We start from the raw sequence: 18,115 nt of genomic DNA on the forward strand, positions 1-18,115 counted from the left end.
GGTTTTCGGAACTTCGAAAACTTCAAAAAACGGATTTTTATTGCTCTGAATATCAAAAAAGAAAGGACTAAATCTGTCCTTTCTCGAGCTTAGCTTTTCTTCAACCCACTACAGTTGACAAAGAGCCAGTTATCGTTGCTTATCTTTTAATCTTTTCCACCAAGTCGACTGTTAATATTCATCATAATACTAGCTATTTTTTCACCCCAGTACGGATCTGATGCATAGCGAACATTCATTCCTGTCGCTTTATTTCCAAGGTGATTTCTTCCACGGTCAATATAGTTCTCACGAATCCACTTGGCCGCACCAAGAATTCCTTTATCTACATCATCAAATTTCTTAGCTGAATCATAAGGACTGGTATCGTAAGCAGCTATACCGAAGAAGTTATTTTTATCATTAGCAATTTGGCTACGTCCCCAAGCACTTTCTAGCGCACTGTGAGCCATTAAATAGAGAGCATTGATACCGTAACGTTTTTCAGCTTCTTTAAAAATTGCTCCTTTACCAGCAAGACGGCTGTTTCGGATATTCATCATCGAATAAACTCTATTTAATTCATCCGCACTATAGTTGGTTGGTTCAGTTAAATTTTTGAAAAGGAAACGATTTTTGATAGTAAACCCATCGAAATGTTCTCCATCCTTTGAATAATACTTCTTACCAATTTTCATAGCTGAAGTATGTGGAGCTACCCGAATACTAGTGTATGGAGAAAGTTCATGATATAGGAATCTTCCGTCAGTAGTATAGTGAGGAATAAACTCACTTCCTTCCTCAACTAAAGTCAAATCGCTTTGATTCATATAACCAGACAAGCCTGATATTGAAACAGCTAGACGACTACCCTTGCTTTTAGAGCCATCATGGGTCACAATACTTCCCTGATTGACATAGCTCAAAATATCTCCTGATTCGCTATAAATATAGGCTGTGATTGGTTTAACCTTAAAATATTTTGGGATTTGAATCCACTTTCCGTTATCTTGGAAGAAGTACTCTTTATTTTTGATGTTAAAACCACCAGTAACATAGCTGCCATCTTCTTTTAGATAGTACCATGCATTATAGTTAGGATCAAAAATCCATTCATTCTTGGCCATATAACCACCTGATTTTAGGTAATAAGCACCAATCCATTCACGTGAAGCATAAGCACCACCTGATTTCAGGTAAAACCAGCTATTATAAGATTTATCAAAAATCCATTCTTTTTCAGCCATTGCTCCACTATTTTTTAGATAGTAAGCATCTTTCCACTGATTACTGGCCATCACACCATCATTATTAAAATAGTACCATGTGTCCTTAATCTTTTCCCATTTATTACGAAGGATTTTTCCTGAATCTGTAGCATAATACCATTTATCAGTAATCTTCACCCAAGCATTTTGAGCCATCGCCCCACTACTATTAAGAAGATAATCGTTCACTAGAGCATTGCTAGCCATGACTCCATCTTGCTTGAAGTAATACCAAACATTGCCAATTTTTTCCCATCTATTACGAACAATCTTTCCTGAATCTGTAGCATAATACCATTTATCAGCAATTTTTAACCAGGAATTTTCTACCATTGCTCCACTAGTATGAAAAGCATAGTCATTAACAATAGTATTGCTGGCCATGACTCCATTTTGATCAAAGAAATACCAGACACCCGCAATCTTTTTCCAGTTTTTGATTGGTTGATTATTCTCATAAAAAAGCCATTTCCCATGCCCTTTCTGCCAACCAGTCTTAGGAACTTCTGCAACTTTTTCTTTGTTTGAAATAGCCTCTTTTTTAGAATTATTTTCTTCTACAACAACTGGCTCTTTCTTTTTTTCTGTTTTTTCAGTTTCATTCTTTGTATGTTCAACAACTTTTTTCTCTTCTGATACTGGAGTCTGATTTTTATCTTTAGACTGATTTTTGTCCACAGATTGACTCTTATTCGTCGTTTGACTTTGGTCTGTTGTTTTACTATCTTCAGCAAAGACTGATGCTGTGGGCACAATTGCCAATGCAAGAACTGCTGTACTTACAAGTAGTATTCTCTTCATTTTACTCCCCTAAGTAGATATTCATCTACATCATTCGTAATTAACTTTATTTTAACATAGTTAAAATATGAAGATATTACAAAATGATGAAAATTATGTGTCTTATTGACGATGATGATACCCTAGCTTATCTAAGGCTGGCTTTTACTTCCTTGCGTAGATTTTCTAGACTGCTGATACCATATTTATCCATAACCTTTGGTAAATTTTCTATGATATCAGGACAGGCATATGGATTGGTAAAATTAGCTGTTCCAACTCCGATAGCAGAGGCTCCAGCCAGATACATTTCTAGGGCAGCTTCTGCCGAATTCACTCCTCCCATTCCAATGATGGGCAAGTCTGTTGTTTGGGCGACTTGGCGGATGAGTTTGAGGGCTACTGGAAAAACTGCTGGACCAGACATTCCACCTGTTCCATTGGCCAAGATTGGTTTTCTGGTTTTGAGGTCAAAACGCATTCCAACCAGAGTATTGATCATGGTTAAGCCACTTGCACCCGCATCTTCTGCAGCTTTTGCGACTGTGACGATATCCGTCACACTAGGGGTTAATTTGACATAAACTGGTACATCAGAGGCTTCCACAGCTGCTTTCACCACATCATAAGCTAAATCTGGATCTTGACCAATCAAAAGTCCGTGATTACAGTGGTCAACATTGGGGCAAGAAATATTGAGCTCAATAGCCTTCACATTAGCTGCCTTGGAAATCCCATGAGAAACAGCCGCATACTCTTGTTTTGAAAAACCAGCTACATTAGCGATAATAGGAAGATTTGGATACTCTCTTTCTAGCCAAGGTAACTTTTCAGCCAAAACAACCTCCAAACCAGGATTTTGCAAACCAATTGCATTAAGCATACCAGCAGGTGTTTCTGCCACCCTTGGAGTTGGATTGCCAAAACGGGGTTCAAGGGTTGTCGCCTTGATCATAATAGAGCCTAAAAGGTCTAAATCATAGTACTTGGCATACTCTTGTCCAAAACCAAAACAGCCTGATGCTGGAATAATAGGATTTTTCAAATCCAAGCCTGGTAGAGAAACTTGTAAACGATTTCTAGTCATAATTTTCTCCTTATAATACAACTGTTCCTGTGCGGAAAACAGGACCATCTTCACAGACACGTTGGCTGACCGTCTCGCTTTCTGGCACTTTTAGGACGCAGGCATAGCAAGCCCCCATCCCACAAGCCATACGAGATTCCAGAGATAGATAAGCCCTTGGGTGGTCATAAAAGGTTTGATTGATATACTTCATCATTCCAGGCGCCCCACATGAATAAACAGCATCAAACTGACTATCTAAGTCATTGATAACAACGGAAACATTTCCCTTAATGCCATAAGAACCATCGTCTGTCGTTACAAATACCTGCCCATATTGAGCCAATTCCGGCTCTAAAATAACAGCATCCTTAGTCGCAAAACCAAGAACAGTCACTACTTTTACTCCACGCGCATGCAATTCCTTGGCTACCTCAAGCAAGGGCGGAACACCAATCCCCCCACCAACAAGGAGTACCTGACTCTGCTCATCAAGGTCAGACAAGTCAAAACCATTTCCCTGAGGACCCATCACATCAAGAGTATCTCCCTGACTTAAGGTTGAGAAAATAGCTGTACCAGCTCCCTCAATCCGATAAATGAGATGACACTGCTTCTTAACCTTATCGATAGATGAAATCGAAATAGGACGGCGCAAAAGATGGGCATCATCAGGCACACGCAGATGAAGAAATTGGCCTGCTCGCATGGCTTCAACCATTTCCCCTTCTAGGACTAATTCAAAGATTGCTGGTGCGATTTCCTCCTGTGCTACCACCTTCATGGTTTCCAAACGAATTGCACCCAAACGTTTCTTACATGTGGGATTCATGACTTTTCCTCCTTAAATTTTAAGGGGACCAGACAAAGAAAAGACCTTGCTAGTGCAAGGCCTCAGTTAAAATCGTACAACACAAGAGAGCACACTCAAAAAGTCCCCTCTAGAAAATTGTACTATTCTTTTATCTGACACCTTGTGAGTCTCTCTGGACTCCCCTTAAAGGTTAAATTTTTATTAGTATACTCTTTCAGCTAAAAAAAGTCAAGTAGAAAACGAACATTCTACTTGACTTCACGTGATTATTTTTCACGAATGACTTCGACCTTGTATCCATCAGGGTCTTTGACAAAGTAATAGTTCGGTGCAGTTCCTGGTAGACCATTTGGCTCAGTCACTTCATAGCCTTTTGCACTGTGCTCTTGATGAAGCACCTCAAGATCAGGTGTACTGAGGGCGATATGGGCAAACCCATCTCCAACCACATAAGGACCGTGATCGTAGTTATAAGTCAACTCCAACTCATAATCGTCACCTTCAAGTCCTAAATAGACAATCGTGAAGGCATGGTCTGGAAAATCTCTGCGACGCAATTCTTTAAATCCAAAAGCATCTTGATAAAATGCAATTGATTTTTCAAGATTTTCTACTCGCAAGCAAGTATGTAGCATTTTTGAAGCCATATTTTTCTCCTTTATTTTTAAAAAGACTGGGACAATCCTGTTCCAGTCTTATCTGTTATTATTTACCAAGTTTTGCTTTAGCTGCATCTGCAAGAGCTGTGAAAGCTGCTGCATCGTTAACAGCCAAGTCAGCAAGCATTTTACGGTTAACTTCAATCTCAGCCAATTTCAAACCATGCATCAATTGTGAGTATGAAAGTCCGTTCATACGAGCTGCCGCGTTGATACGAGTGATCCACAATTTGCGGAAGTCACGTTTTTTCTGACGACGGTCACGGTATGCATAGTAGTAAGAGTTCATTACTTGTTCTTTTGCAGTACGGAACAAGATGTGTTTAGCTCCATAGTAACCTTTTGCTAATTTAAGAATACGTTTACGACGTTTGCGTGATACAACGCCACCTTTAACACGTGCCATGTTTTATTTCCTCCAAATATTTCCTAGAATTGTTTACTTACAGTCAAGCTATTATTTCAAGCGAGTAAGCATTGCTTTGATACGTTTGTAATCTCCTGAATGCACCATAGATGCTTTACGAAGATGACGACGTTGTTTCTTAGTTTTTCCGTGGAAACGGTGAGAAGTGTAAGCACGGAAACGTTTAAGTCCACCAGAACCTGTACGTTTGAAACGTTTAGCTGATGCGCGGTGTGTTTTTTGTTTTGGCATGATTTTTTCTCCTTTATTTAACTTTCTGACAATTATTTTTTGTCAGTCGCTGGCGCCAATTGCATGAACATTTGACGTCCATCCATTTTAGCACGTTGTTCGATGATTGCAATATCTTGAGTTGCTTCAGCAAACTCGGCTAAAACTTTTGCACCAATCTCTTTATGGGTAATCATACGACCCTTAAAGCGAATAGATACCTTAACTTTATTTCCTTTTTCAAGGAATTTGCGTGCATTGCGAAGTTTTGTATCAAAGTCACCCTTGTCAATCGTTGGACTTAGACGAACTTCTTTCACAGTAACAACACTTTGTTTTTTACGTTGTTCTTTTTGCTTCTTCTGGTACTCAAATTTGAACTTACCGTAGTCCATAATTTTTGCAACAGGCGGTTTGGCTTGGGGTTGAATCAATACTAGGTCAACATTAGCGTTATCAGCCAAAGCTTGCGCTTCACTGAGTGGCTTGATACCTAACTGTTCTCCCTCAAGACCGATCAAGCGAACTTCACGTACACGAATCTCATCATTGATGAATAAGTCTTGCTTTGCTATGGTTTTCACCTCTTTTGTTTTATTAGAGAAAAACAATAGCGGACTCGTAAATATACAAGCCCGCACGTTATGATAGCGTTTCTTAGAAACTTTTCATCCGTAGGGCCAGGCAACTTAATGTCACAAGGCGAGAAGCTCTCACTTCTGCTTTTCTCAACTTTTATATGATACCAAGTTTTCTAGCCCTTGTCAAGATAAAAAGTTATTTTTTTGAAAAGTTTGTGTTTATATTTTGACTTGATTTTTGAATCAAAAAGAGAGAATCAAGTTGATTCCCTCTCTATGTTAGTTTTTACTTATTTTCCCTATAGGAAAGCTAAAACCTATTAAAAACTTCCTTTTTCCGTGAACTTCTCCATCTTTCGATAAATAGAATCCCCACTAACAAAAGGATAATCAGGCAAGGAAGTAAAACTAGCCCCATGTCCCAATTTAGATTGACATTATCAATTTGCTTAGGTAATCTTCCAGACAAAATCTCCACTGAACGCAAGTAAGTAAAGGGAATCAGATGGGCAATACTCTGAAGAGGCTGAATCGTTTGGATACCAAACAACAAGCCAACAATCCCAATGAGTGAAAGAAAGAGGATAGGCATTTTTTGCTTGAAAAAGTAAGCAATCAAGTAGACGACTTCCACAATGACGATAAAAGCTAAGAAAGTTAAGAGCAAGCTAGGAAATAACACATCCTGTATCTTCCCAATAGTTACCTCTTGATTCGTTAAACTATTGAACGGGTAGGGATAATCTAACTGTCCAAAACCACTTATCAGGCTTCCCACTAGAAAAGAAAATCCACAAATTCCGATAAACAGCACAGTTACATATCCCACCCCAACTCCAAGAGAGGACATGGCAAATGTCACTTTTGAAAAAGGATATAAGTGAGCTGTGTCCAGATGATTTTGATATCTTTCTGCGAACAGTTGTGTTAGCATAAAAATAATACCAATCACAAACAAGGTTGGGATGATAGCCTCTAAAATCCAGACAATCTGATCAATCCCGTGGGTCGGAAACTCCAAAGTATGTGCTTTTATGTTCAAGGGATACAGGGCTTGGTAAATCTTTCGTTGGCGGTCAATTGCCATTTTTAAGTCAGAGCTAGCAGTTGGGGCATTTGACATAACTTCATAATTCTTCTCTTCATCTTGCCACTGCAAATAATAGGCTTCTTTCCATCGTCCTTCTTTTAACAAAGTCAGAATTTCTTTCTTTTGCGTTAAAAGATTTTTTTGCAATTCTAAATTACTTTTAACACTCTGGTATTCCTCCGAGCTGGTGTCAGACATTTGGGAAAGCTTCACTTCATTTTCATTGATGATTCTCTCATCTTTTACAAGACGGGTTTCCAACTCGCTCTCCAAGCTGTGTGAGTTTGCAGTCTGACTATTTAAATAAAAGGTAACACCGAGTACAGATGCAAATAAAAGTAAGATAATCCAGTTTAAACGACTTTTGAAAACTTTCTTTAACAAAAATAGGCTAATATCTTTCATAACGAAACCTCTTCTATCTGCCCCTGATGAATGGTTACCATGCTATCGCAAATCTCCATTAACTCCTCTTTGTAGTGGGAACTCAAAAGAACCAGCTGTTCTTTTCTATCGATTTGTGCCAGCCTATCAAAAAACTTCTGTCGATAATACTCATCTAAGCCATTTGTTATCTCATCCATGAGCCAGCATTTCGCCTGACTGAGAAAATACATAGCAATCACCAAGCGTTGCTTCATGCCTAAGGAATACTTGCGGATGGGAAGGTTGATATAGTCAGACATTTCCCAATAGGCGATTACGTCCCCCAAGTTTAGGTCTGACTTCCAGATATTTTTTATGAGACGAAGGTAGTCCATCCCACTTAAGTTTCCATCCAGCCATTCAACGCTCTCATAATAAAACAAAGAAGGAGGGGCTGCGATATGTCCACTACTAAGGGGAAGCAGCTTGCTCATAGCTCGGAACAGTGTCGTCTTTCCCGAGCCATTGATAGCAAGAACGCCATAAATTCTGCCCTTTTCAAATGTGAAATCAACATCTTGCAAGATGACTTGTCGCGTTTTTAAGGTAACATGAGTAAGATTTAACATATACAGCCCTCCTTTTTTCACTCTTTAACGATTGATAGTTTCCTGTCTAGTAGTTAATGACCTCATAGCGAACATAATGCCAATCGGACCAACTTTATAGTCATTATAGAGCAATAAGCAGACCATCTTGAAATATTTACATATTTATGTTCGTGGTAATTCATACTATACTTCCAAACAGTATTCCAATCATACCGATAACTTTTAGTAACTGTCACAGCTGATACACTGGACTGAAAAAGACCAATAGATCATAAACTAACTAATTAAACGGTTTTTACTAATTTTTAATGGTTTTATATCATCGACATTGAAGACGCTTTCATTATATCGTTTTTATCATTATTATGCAACGGATTTTTAGTTTATTTTACTAATATATAATATTTGTCCTTCCTATCGAACACTTTCGATTTTCCAACTATTCCACCCTTTAAAGCGTATAGCTCCTTGCTGGTCAGTTCGGTAAACTTTGCTATTGATAGTTTCCAGTCGTATCAACGTTTCCTGATGAGGGAGTTTCATTCGATTGTTCTTTCCAACTGAGATGAGAATCATCTCTGGTTTGAGTTTTTCTAGAAAGGTTGAACTTGATGATTTTTTAGAGCCATGTTGGCTAGCTTTCAAGACATCCACCTTCAAGTCTGGATAGTGCTTCAGCATGTCCTTCTCTCCTTTCTCCTCCAAATTTCCTGTGAAAAGAAAGTTTTTATCCAAGAGTTTTCCATACAAAACCAGGGAATCTTCATGATCTCCATCTCCAATTTTCCTTGGAGATAGGACTTCTAATTGACTTCCAAAAATTAGCAAATTCTCTCCCATTGTCACACTACGCACCTTTGTTTGAGTCGCCTGTAGTTCTGCCACAAATTCCTTCTGTTTCAGACTGCCTTTTGATACTAAAATCTCCCCTACATGAAAAGCCTTGGTCACCTCCAACAAATCTCCAACATGCTCCTTATCTGTATTGGTCAAAATTAGCTGGTCAATCTTGGCTACTCCTCGACTTTTGAGATAGGGAATCAAGCTTTGCTGGGCATTGCTGGTCGTCGCCTTTTCTTGCCATTTTTCTATTTTCTTATCAGATTCTGCCTTGCCACCGACATCTATGAGAATGGTTTTACCAGTTATATCCCGTAGGAAAATACTTTCTCCTTGCCCAACATCCAGCATGGTGATTTCATTTTCCAGTGGATACTTGGTCAGGAAAAAGAGACCTGTAATCAATAAGCTCAATACTGTTAGCCTTTTAATGTTTTTTCTCCAATCATAGGCTAAAGCTAAGGAAATTAACAATAAGATTAAAAGCCATGCATTGGGTTGTCCAAAGACCAGAGGTCTACTTGCCACCTGCGATACCAAGCGAATAATGCCCTCCAACCATTCAAAGATAAAATTCAGCTGAATGACTGGATAGAGAAAGGAAAGGGCAAATAAGATAGACAAGAGCGGTAAGAAGACCAAGTCAAATAGAAAAGAAAAGACAAAGGTCAAAAGGATGGACCAAGGTTGAAATTCTGCAAAATAGAAGGATAGAATGGGCAATATTCCCAAGGAGATGACTAGACTTTCTCTGGCAACAGCCTTGAGTCCCTCCCCTTCTTTACTGGTCATAGTCAAGATAAAAGCGTAGGCGCAGGATAAGACACCTCCTGCTGTCAAGAAAAAGTTGGGCATGATGATAAAGAGGACAAGAACCGTCAAGGCAAAATTATCCAAGCCCTTAACACCATGTTGAGCCAGTAACTTTTGCAAGAGACTGCGAATGACCGAAGCTGAAAATCCTGTCAGACCTGCATAGATAAGGGAAAAGGGATAGGTCAGCCATTTCAACTTTTCTTTAGTCAAGCCTGATCGCAAGAGAAGTTTCTTAAATCCATCCATAAAAAAACCTACCTGCATCCCCGACAAGGCAAAGAGGTGGATAATTCCTAGACTGGAGTAAAGTTCATTCATCTCCTCAAAATCTGTGTCCAGATGTCCTAGCAAGAGCCCTGTCATGTAATTGCGCATAGGGTCTGGAAAGTGCATCTTAATCCAAACCACAGCCTTTCGGCGTAAACTCGACAGATTTTCTCCTATATCCCAACTGCCAACCTTTTGAAGTGACTGGATTTTTTTGATATTGAGAGTCTGGTAAATTCCCTGAGTCTTCAGATAGGCTTGGTAGTCAAAGCCACCAAAATTCCTCTGCCCCTCCGGCTCCGAAAATTTTCCTTCTAATTCTATCTCATGAAGGTCTGTTAAGGCTTGAAAGGCTTCTTTCTCCTCCTCGGATTGGAGTTTATAATAGACTTGAAAAATGCCTCCATCAGACTTGCCACGAAAGGATAAGCTATCACCATTAACCTTAATAGTATCAGGAAAAATCCGTACCCTTTCAACAGAATCCGCTAGGTTTTGACTCGCTCGACTCTGTTGCCAATTTTGAAACAGAAACCAGAAACCAAAGATTCCGCAAATCACTAAAACTTTTCTAGCAGATTTCCAAGGAAATTGAATAAAGAGACAAACTAGCAAAAAAACGAACCCCAACAAAGCAAGATAGGATGCTGAGAAAATGGCGTAGTAAAGCCAAAGTAACAGAAAACTCAGGTAAATTAGGGGAATGGGGAAATTCTTAATCCACTGTAACATAATCTTTTAGCTTTTCTATTGTCTTGGCACCAATGCCAGAGACTTTCTTGAGTTCATCGACCGACTTGAATTTCCCATTTGACTCACGATGGTCGATAATGTCCTGAGCTCGTTTTCCTCCCAGTCCCTTGACCTGCTTGAGTTCTTCCAGACTGGCTTTGTTGAGATTGACCTTCTTTTCTTTGCTTGTTGAAGAAGGCGCTCCAGAACCTGCCTGTTGACTAGCTGATTCTTCTCCCTTAGTTGGAACGTAAACCAGAGCCTCATCACTAACTTTCTGAGCTAGATTGAGCGACTTGCTGTCTGCTTGCTCTGTCAAGCCACCAGCCTTCTGAACAGCATCATTGACCCGACTACCTACAGGCAAATCATAAATCCCTGGCGATTTGACAGCACCCTTCACATCTACTGTGATTAGATCTTGTTCAACCAGTTCTTCCTTTTCTTCCTTGGTCACTTCCTTTTCGGCCGATGAATCCTTGGAAACAGCTGCAATTTCAGCCTGCAAATTCGTTTCCTTGACAGGTGTTTGTGGAGCTGGCTTTAGCAGGAAAAATCCGCCTACAAGCAAGCCCAGACCAGTACAGATGACAATGATTTTATACTCTTTAATTTTCTCGATAATTGCTTCCATATTTTCTCCTCTCTTAGATTATTCGTAAGAGGAAGAAAAAACAGTTGAAAATTTCTTCTCAACTACTTATTTATTTGCAAAATAGTCTTCCTTGGTCAAAACATAATGAACTCTTGTAACGATTCGGCCTTCTTCATGCTGGTCCATACAAGCATATGGTTCTGCATGTGAAAAACGCATGCCTGATTTCTCCATGACCTTTCCAGATGCAGGATTGTCCTTATCGTGAAGGGCGGTCAACTTGTTCATTCCAATCTTCTCAAAAGCCAGCGCAATCACGGCACGATTGGCTTCTGTCGTTAATCCTTGATTCCAATACTTTTTATTGATAATGTAGCCAATGGCCGCCTTCTTAAGAGCAGGAACAATCTTGTGCAAATCAATGGTTCCGATAAATTTGCCATTGCTTTTTAGTTCTATTCCCCAGCGTCCCAAGGGATTGGCCAAGTAGAACTGAGCAATGTTATCCTTGGTTTCTTCCAAGCTTTGATTGGTTAGAAAAGTGTAACGAGTATTTTCTCTGTCCGAGGCATACTCAAACATTTCTTCCGCATCATCCAAGGTTACAGGTCTAAGCAATAAACGCTCTGTTTCCACTATTGGATACTGAGCTAGTTTTAAAAAGATTGATTCCATACTTCTCCTCCATTTAAAAATATTTTCTACCAGTCTAGCATAAAAAAGAAGTGATAACAAATTTTTCTTGCTTTTTAAAGCGGTTTCATATAGAATAAAATCATCACCTTATTTTATAGATAATTGTGATAAATCATTTACAGCCCGTCAATAGAAAGGGAGTTTTTCTCTATGTTAATCGGAATTCCAAAAGAAATTAAGAATAATGAAAACCGTGTCGCCGTCACACCTGCTGGTGTCCACAGCTTAGTCGGTCGTGGTCATCGCGTCCTTATCGAAACAAATGCTGGTCTCGGTTCTGGCTTTACTGATGCTGACTATCAAAAGCAAGGAGCTGAGATTGTCGCTACTGCTAGTGAATCTTGGGCTGCAGAGTTAGTCGTGAAAGTAAAAGAACCATTAGCTTCTGAATATGGGTACTTACGTGACGACCTGCTTCTCTTTACCTACTTACACATGGCCGCTGCTCCTGAATTAGCAGATGCTATGCTAGCAGCAAAAACAACAGGGATTGCCTATGAAACTGTTCGTGATTCCCAAGGTCAGTTACCACTCCTCGTACCTATGAGTGAGGTTGCAGGCCGTATGGCAGTCCAAATCGGTGCTCATTTCCTAACTAAGCAAGCAGGAGGTTCTGGCGTTCTACTGGGTGGTGTACCGGGTGTACCTAAAGGGAAAGTAACCATCATCGGTGGCGGTGTCGTAGGGACCCATGCCGCCCGCATCGCTTTAGGATTGGGAGCGCAAGTGACCATCCTTGATATCAGTGCTAAACGTCTCTCCGTTTTAGAGGAGGTCTTTGGTCATCAAATTCAAACCCTTATGTCCAATTCGCTCAACATCGAAGCCAGTGTGAGAGATGCGGATGTGGTGATCGGAGCGGTTCTCATCCCAGGTTCCAAAGCACCAAAATTGGTGACAGATGAGATGGTCAAGCAAATGCGTCCAGGCTCTGTCATTGTGGACGTTGCCGTTGACCAAGGGGGCGTTATCGAGACAGCTGACCGTGTGACAACGCACGATGAACCTGTCTATGAAAAATACGGCGTTCTCCACTATGCCGTTGCCAACATCCCTGGTGCAGTTGCCCGTACTTCAACCATCGCCCTAACCAATGTCACTCTTCCTTATATCGAAGCTTTGGCTGGTAAAGGTTTTATACAAGCAATCTCTGAAGATGAGGGCTTGCGTCAAGGTGTGACCACTTATCAAGGTTACTTAACCAGTCTTCCAGTAGCCCAAGGTCTCGATAAAAAACATACTCCAATTGATGAACTAGTCTAAAAAATATAATTATCAGATAAAAGAAAGAGCAATTCCACCTGAACTGCTCTTTTTTGCTATTCTGTTTCTTCTTGGCTTTCTTCACGCTCTTCATTTTTAATTGGAGCTGGTTCATAAGCTCGGATAATCTGAGCGACAACAGGATGGCGAACCACATCCTTAGCTGAAAAATGAACAAAGTCAATCTGATGGATGTTCTTGAGTTTTTCTTGAGCATCAATCAAACCGGACTTGACGTTACGCGGAAGATCAATCTGACTGATATCTCCATTGACAATCATCTTAGAATTAAAACCTAAACGAGTCAAGAACATCTTCATCTGCATGATGGTCGTATTTTGCGCCTCATCGAGAATGACAAAGGCATCATCCAAGGTTCGTCCACGCATATAGGCAAGGGGCGCAATCTCGATAATTTCACGCTCCATGAGACGAGTCGTTTGGTCTTTGCCAAGAATCTGATACAAGGCATCATAAACAGGTCTAAGGTAAGGATCTACCTTCTCTTTAAGATCACCCGGAAGAAAACCTAGACTCTCTCCTGCTTCCACCGCTGGGCGTGTCAGGATAATTCGCTTGACCTGCCCACGTTTAAGAGCTGTCACCGCCAAGGTCACTGCAAGAAAGGTCTTCCCTGTACCTGCTGGCCCAATTCCAAAGGTCACATCGTGCTGTTTGACACTATCCACATAAAGCTTTTGACCTAGAGTTTTGACACGAATAGGCTTCCCTGTATTGTCCTTGATAATTTCTTCTTCGTAAAGGGCGACAAATTTATCAATTTCATCGTTTTTGACCATGCTAATTGCAGTTACCACATCTGGCGTACCAACGGTCATCCCACGATTTACCAAGACCATCAAAGCCTGGATAACCTGACGGGCTTCCTCACAAGCAGACTCTTCTCCCAAAACCTGGACAATCTCCGTACGAGCATGAATCACAACATCAAGCTCTTCTTCCATCAAACGGAGATGGCGTTCATTGGAACCAAAAAGATGAAACAGGTCATCTGGATGACTCAGTTGAATGTCTATTGAATGTTCCTTCAAATAAAGAACCTCTCTAATCCTTTTATTTCTTTTTATTATAGCAAAGGGGTGGAGAAATTACTAGCCCAAACCCAATGAATCATGCTAGTGTTCTAAGTATTCTTGCCAGATAACGTCAAAGTCTCCTAGGTTAAAAGAGAAACTGGCATGTTCTTCCAGAAAGCGACTCACCTCATCAAAATCATCTGTGTGTTTTGGGAAGGTTGGCTCTTCAAAAGCGAGGTCTGCCAAGATAGCCTTGGGACTGTCACTTTTAGGATTGCGCTCGGTCATGAGCCAAGTGTAAAATGATTTTCTCATATGTATCCCTAAATCAACTCTGTCCCAAACTGGTCTTGCTTGATTTTACCAGCCTTCATCAAGCCACCGAGTGCTTTCTTGAACTGACCTTTAGAAATGCCAAAGGTTGCCTTGATAGCCTCAGGGGATGACTTATCATTCAAGGTCATGAAACCGCCATTGCTTTCCAAATAAGTCAAAATCATCTGAGCATCATTTTCCAACATCTCAAAAGAACGTGGTTTAAGGGAAAGGTTCAAGGTACGGTCCACTTCACGGAAACCAATAACGCGCGCATCTAATACTTGCCCCAAACGTGGCTCTGCGTAACGCTCGCTAGGATGGATAAAGCCAAGCATGTTATTTTCTGGCAGGTAAACAAAAGTTCCTGACAGCTTGAGACGGTATACAATGGCTGGCCAATTTTGGTTCTGCATGTTGTTGTAGGCAGGTCGAGCCAGATGTTGAAAGTCTTCTTGATAGGCCAAGAGTCCCCAGATACGGTCTTTCTTGTCCACCTCAAGACGGATGTAGAGTTGGTCGCCCTTCTTAGGCCAGAGTTCCTTGAGCTCAGGGAGAATATCGAGTGACACAACGATTTCCTTGTCAGGAAGGCCTGTATCCACAAAGACACCCAAGTCTTTACGAACTTCCGTTACAGTTCCCCAACCAAATTGGTCCTGAGTTGCAGTCACTTCTAGAGTGGTCAAGCGGAGTTTTTGCTTCATATCCGTGTAGGCAAAACCTTTAACCGTATCCCCAACTGTATGTTGACCTTCTTCCTTGGCAATAGCATAGGTTTGACCATCCTTTTGCACAAAGTAAAAACGGTCGTTTTCATCGATGATCAGTCCAACGATAAAACTTGCAAGATTTGTATTCATATTTCCTTCTTTCGAATAAAACTCAGCCAGCAATGCCAACTGAGTTTTTCTGTTTATTTTTAGACTTCCAAAAGTTCTTTCTCTTTGTTGGCAGTCATGTCGTCGATGTGTTTGACAGCATCGTCTGTTACTTTTTGAATGTCTTTTTCAAGAGTCTTCAATTCGTCTTCAGTGATTTCTTTTGCTTTCTCTTGTTTCTTAGCTTCATCCATAGCGTCGCGACGGATATTGCGGACAGCCACTTTAGCATTTTCGCCGACCTTCTTCACTTCTTTAGCAAGGTCACGACGAGTTTCTTCTGTAAGAGCTGGGATAACCAAACGAATCACAGAACCATCGTTAGCTGGTGTGATACCAAGATCAGAAGCGTTCAAGGCACGTTCGATGTCTTTCAATGAAGACTTATCAAATGGTGTTACCAACAAAACACGCGCTTCTGGAATCGTAATTGAAGCGATTTGGTTAAGAGGAGTCTCTACTCCATAGTATTCTACATGTACACGGTCCAGCAAGCTCGCATTGGCACGACCTGCACGGATACCACCAAATTCACGAGCAAGTGATTGGTGAGACTGGGTCATTCTCTCTTTAGCTTTTTCAATAATTGCGTTAGCCATAATCTTTCTTATTCCTTTTCTTCGATATTATTTGAAACTGTTGTTCCGATATTTTCACCAAATACGACACGTTTGATGTTGCCTGGTTGGTTCATGTTGAAGACAACCAAGTCAATGTCGTTATCCATTGAGAGGGTTGAAGCTGTTGAGTCCATGATACGAAGACCTTTATTGATAACATCTCGGTGGGTCAATTCTTCAAATTTAACAGCTGTCTTGTCCTTCTTAGGATCGGCATTGTAAACACCGTCGACACCATTTTTAGCCATAAGGATGGCATCCGCTTCGATTTCAGCCGCACGAAGGGCCGCTGTTGTATCTGTTGAGAAGTAAGGTGAACCAATTCCAGCACCAAAGATAACGATACGGCCTTTTTCAAGGTGACGAAGGGCACGTCCACGGACATAAGGTTCTGCCACTTGTTGCATAGCAATAGCTGTTTGCACACGTGTATCAACCCCAACTTGTTGCAATGAATCTGCCATCACAAGAGCATTCATAACAGTCCCAAGCATTCCTGTGTAATCTGCCTGAACGCGGTCCATACCTGCTTCTGCTGCAGGTTCACCACGCCAGAGATTTCCTCCACCAATAACAAGGGCAATTTCGATACCTAAGCTATGAACTTCTTGAATCTCTTTTGCGATTGTTTGAACTGTTTGGATATCAATCCCTACGCCACGTTCACCGGCAAGGGCTTCACCTGATAACTTAATTAAAATACGTTTATACTTGGGATTCGCCATTTTCACTCTCCTTTTTTTATCCTACCTATTTTATCACAATTTCTAAGATTTTTATAGTATCATGAGCAATTCTTTCAAAAAAATTAGACCGTTAAAAATTCCTCTAAGTCAGAAAGAGCACGCTCTGCAATTTTTTCATAACGAGCCTTCTTATCACGGATACGCTCGCCTTCCAACTCCTTGATAATACCGAAATTGACATTCATTGGTTGGAAATGTTTGCTATCTGCATGAGTGATGTAATGAGCTAAGCTTCCAATCGCTGTCGTCTCTGGGAAAATAGCTTCACTTTCTCCCTTGAAAAGACGAGCCGCGTTAATTCCCGCAACTAATCCTGACGCTGCTGACTCTACATAGCCTTCCACACCCGTCATTTGACCAGCAAAGAAGAGATTTGGTTGTTTCTTAGAACGGTAAGTCTGTTCAAGAAGATTTGGTGAATCCATATAAGAATTGCGGTGCATAACACCATAACGAACAAACTCCGCATTTTCAAGACCTGGAATCATTTGGAAGACACGCTTTTGTTCTCCCCATTTGAGGTGGGTCTGGAAACCGACGATATTGTATAGGCTACCAGCCGCATTATCCTGACGCAGCTGAACCACCGCATAAGGTGTTTTGAATTCTCCATCACGAGGTCCTGTGTAGTCGTCTGGATACTCAAGACCGACTGGTTTCATAGGACCATAAAGCATGGTTTTAATGCCTCGTTTTGCCATGACTTCGATTGGCATACAACCTTCAAAGTACTTTTCTTTCTCAAAAGAATTAAGCGGTGCTTCTTCCGCATTGACCAAGGCTTCATGGAAATCCATAAACTCTTGCTTGGTCATAGGCGCGTTGAGATAGGCTGCTTCTCCCTTATCATAACGAGACTTGAGATAGACCTTGCTCATATCGATAGTGTTGACATCGATAATAGGCGCTGCTGCATCGTAGAAATAGAAACCATCGCCGTCATTGAGAGCATGAATCTTTTCAGCTAGGGTATCGCTGGTCAAAGGACCAGTCGCCACAACTGTAATAACATCTGTCGGCAATTCTGTAATTTCATCACGAACCACTTCAATCAAAGGGTGGTTGGCAACTTTCTCAGTCACCATATGGGAGAATCCATCACGGTCCACCGCAAGGGCACCACCTGCAGGAACACGTGTAGCTTCAGCAGATTCCAAAATAACAGAACCCAAGCGACGCATTTCTTCCTTGAGAAGACCAACTGCATTTGTCAGAGCATCTCCACGAAGAGAATTGGAACAAACTAACTCTGCAAAATTGTCTGTTTTGTGTTGAGGTGTTGACTTGACACCACGCATTTCATAAAGTTTAACTGGAATACCACGTTCTGCAATTTGGTAGGCTGCTTCAGAACCTGCCAAACCAGCACCGATAACATTGATATAAGATTGAGACACGACACTAATACCTCTTTGGGAGTGTGAAGACAAGGTTCACATTGAAAAAGCCAATCAAA

Annotated in this window: 19 protein-coding genes and 1 other annotated feature; of the genes, 1 reads left to right on the forward strand and 18 read right to left on the reverse strand. The window is 40.9% G+C overall.

Annotation, left to right across the window (positions count from 1 at the left end; translation table 11 throughout):
* Nucleotides 1-146: 146 nt before the first annotated feature.
* From FBF73_RS03405 to FBF73_RS03460, 12 genes are all read right to left on the reverse strand, one after another.
* Nucleotides 147-2,048 (reverse strand): glucosaminidase domain-containing protein, encoded by a 1,902-nt coding sequence (locus tag FBF73_RS03405; protein WP_136936964.1) that lies wholly within the window; start codon nt 2,046-2,048, stop codon nt 147-149.
* Between the two features lie 127 nt (nt 2,049-2,175).
* A complete protein-coding gene (locus tag FBF73_RS03410; protein ID WP_169435168.1) occupies nt 2,176-3,162 on the reverse strand; it encodes a dihydroorotate dehydrogenase in 987 nt (328 codons plus the stop codon).
* Nucleotides 3,125-3,925 (reverse strand): dihydroorotate dehydrogenase electron transfer subunit, encoded by an 801-nt coding sequence (locus FBF73_RS03415; protein ID WP_136936966.1) that lies wholly within the window; start codon nt 3,923-3,925, stop codon nt 3,125-3,127. Before FBF73_RS03415 ends, FBF73_RS03410 begins: the two co-directional genes overlap by 38 nt.
* Nucleotides 3,926-4,173: 248 nt before the next feature.
* Nucleotides 4,174-4,554, reverse strand: coding sequence for a VOC family protein (locus FBF73_RS03420; protein ID WP_136936967.1), 381 nt, complete (start codon nt 4,552-4,554; stop codon nt 4,174-4,176).
* Nucleotides 4,555-4,612: 58 nt separating this feature from the next.
* On the reverse strand, nt 4,613-4,972 hold the full coding sequence (gene rplT / locus FBF73_RS03425) for a 50S ribosomal protein L20 (RefSeq protein WP_000124834.1): 360 nt from the start codon (nt 4,970-4,972) through the stop codon (nt 4,613-4,615).
* A gap of 51 nt (nt 4,973-5,023) precedes the next feature.
* Nucleotides 5,024-5,224 carry a 50S ribosomal protein L35 gene (gene rpmI, locus FBF73_RS03430; protein WP_001125943.1) on the reverse strand — a complete coding sequence of 67 codons (201 nt, stop codon included), beginning with the start codon at nt 5,222-5,224 and terminating at the stop codon, nt 5,024-5,026.
* A gap of 32 nt (nt 5,225-5,256) precedes the next feature.
* Nucleotides 5,257-5,787, reverse strand: coding sequence for a translation initiation factor IF-3 (gene infC / locus FBF73_RS03435; RefSeq protein WP_000848180.1), 531 nt, complete (start codon nt 5,785-5,787; stop codon nt 5,257-5,259).
* 15 nt (nt 5,788-5,802) lie between these two features.
* Nucleotides 5,803-5,934: a sequence feature (ribosomal protein L20 leader region), on the reverse strand.
* Nucleotides 5,935-6,094: 160 nt separating this feature from the next.
* On the reverse strand, nt 6,095-7,279 hold the full coding sequence (locus FBF73_RS03440) for an ABC transporter permease (protein ID WP_136936968.1): 1,185 nt from the start codon (nt 7,277-7,279) through the stop codon (nt 6,095-6,097).
* Complete coding sequence (locus FBF73_RS03445) at nt 7,276-7,869, reverse strand: ABC transporter ATP-binding protein (protein ID WP_136936969.1); 594 nt, start codon at nt 7,867-7,869, stop codon at nt 7,276-7,278. The genes FBF73_RS03440 and FBF73_RS03445 overlap by 4 nt, the downstream gene beginning before the upstream one ends.
* Nucleotides 7,870-8,265: 396 nt before the next feature.
* Nucleotides 8,266-10,506: a DNA internalization-related competence protein ComEC/Rec2 gene (locus tag FBF73_RS03450; protein ID WP_136936970.1), complete on the reverse strand. Its 2,241-nt coding sequence runs from the start codon at nt 10,504-10,506 to the stop codon at nt 8,266-8,268.
* On the reverse strand, nt 10,490-11,140 hold the full coding sequence (locus tag FBF73_RS03455) for a helix-hairpin-helix domain-containing protein (protein ID WP_136936971.1): 651 nt from the start codon (nt 11,138-11,140) through the stop codon (nt 10,490-10,492). Before FBF73_RS03455 ends, FBF73_RS03450 begins: the two co-directional genes overlap by 17 nt.
* A gap of 66 nt (nt 11,141-11,206) precedes the next feature.
* The gene (locus FBF73_RS03460) at nt 11,207-11,776 is read right to left on the reverse strand and encodes a GNAT family N-acetyltransferase (protein ID WP_136936972.1); all 570 of its coding nucleotides are present in this window, start codon (nt 11,774-11,776) and stop codon (nt 11,207-11,209) included.
* Between the two features lie 171 nt (nt 11,777-11,947).
* Between FBF73_RS03460 and ald the strand changes: the two genes are divergently transcribed.
* Complete coding sequence (gene ald, locus FBF73_RS03465; RefSeq protein WP_136936973.1) at nt 11,948-13,060, forward strand: alanine dehydrogenase; 1,113 nt, start codon at nt 11,948-11,950, stop codon at nt 13,058-13,060.
* Nucleotides 13,061-13,116: 56 nt separating this feature from the next.
* Here the strand turns inward: ald and FBF73_RS03470 are convergent, their stop codons facing one another.
* The 6 genes from FBF73_RS03470 to trmFO all read right to left on the reverse strand — a co-directional run bounded on the left by FBF73_RS03470 (nt 13,117) and on the right by trmFO (nt 18,056).
* Nucleotides 13,117-14,112 (reverse strand): PhoH family protein, encoded by a 996-nt coding sequence (locus FBF73_RS03470; RefSeq protein WP_136936974.1) that lies wholly within the window; start codon nt 14,110-14,112, stop codon nt 13,117-13,119.
* Between the two features lie 84 nt (nt 14,113-14,196).
* Nucleotides 14,197-14,412, reverse strand: a complete 216-nt coding sequence (locus FBF73_RS03475; protein WP_136936975.1) for a YozE family protein — start codon at nt 14,410-14,412, stop codon at nt 14,197-14,199.
* An 8-nt stretch (nt 14,413-14,420) separates the two neighbouring features.
* On the reverse strand, nt 14,421-15,275 hold the full coding sequence (gene cvfB / locus FBF73_RS03480; RefSeq protein ID WP_136936976.1) for an RNA-binding virulence regulatory protein CvfB: 855 nt from the start codon (nt 15,273-15,275) through the stop codon (nt 14,421-14,423).
* A gap of 59 nt (nt 15,276-15,334) precedes the next feature.
* Nucleotides 15,335-15,892, reverse strand: a complete 558-nt coding sequence (frr, locus tag FBF73_RS03485) for a ribosome recycling factor (protein WP_001262225.1) — start codon at nt 15,890-15,892, stop codon at nt 15,335-15,337.
* An 8-nt stretch (nt 15,893-15,900) separates the two neighbouring features.
* Nucleotides 15,901-16,638 (reverse strand): UMP kinase, encoded by a 738-nt coding sequence (pyrH, locus tag FBF73_RS03490; protein WP_000002996.1) that lies wholly within the window; start codon nt 16,636-16,638, stop codon nt 15,901-15,903.
* 83 nt (nt 16,639-16,721) lie between these two features.
* Nucleotides 16,722-18,056, reverse strand: coding sequence for a methylenetetrahydrofolate--tRNA-(uracil(54)-C(5))-methyltransferase (FADH(2)-oxidizing) TrmFO (gene trmFO, locus FBF73_RS03495; protein ID WP_136936977.1), 1,335 nt, complete (start codon nt 18,054-18,056; stop codon nt 16,722-16,724).
* Between the last annotated feature and the right edge of the window lie 59 nt (nt 18,057-18,115).

Source organism: Streptococcus mitis, from assembly GCF_005144795.1.
Taxonomy (GTDB): Bacteria; Bacillota; Bacilli; order Lactobacillales; family Streptococcaceae; genus Streptococcus; species Streptococcus mitis_BB.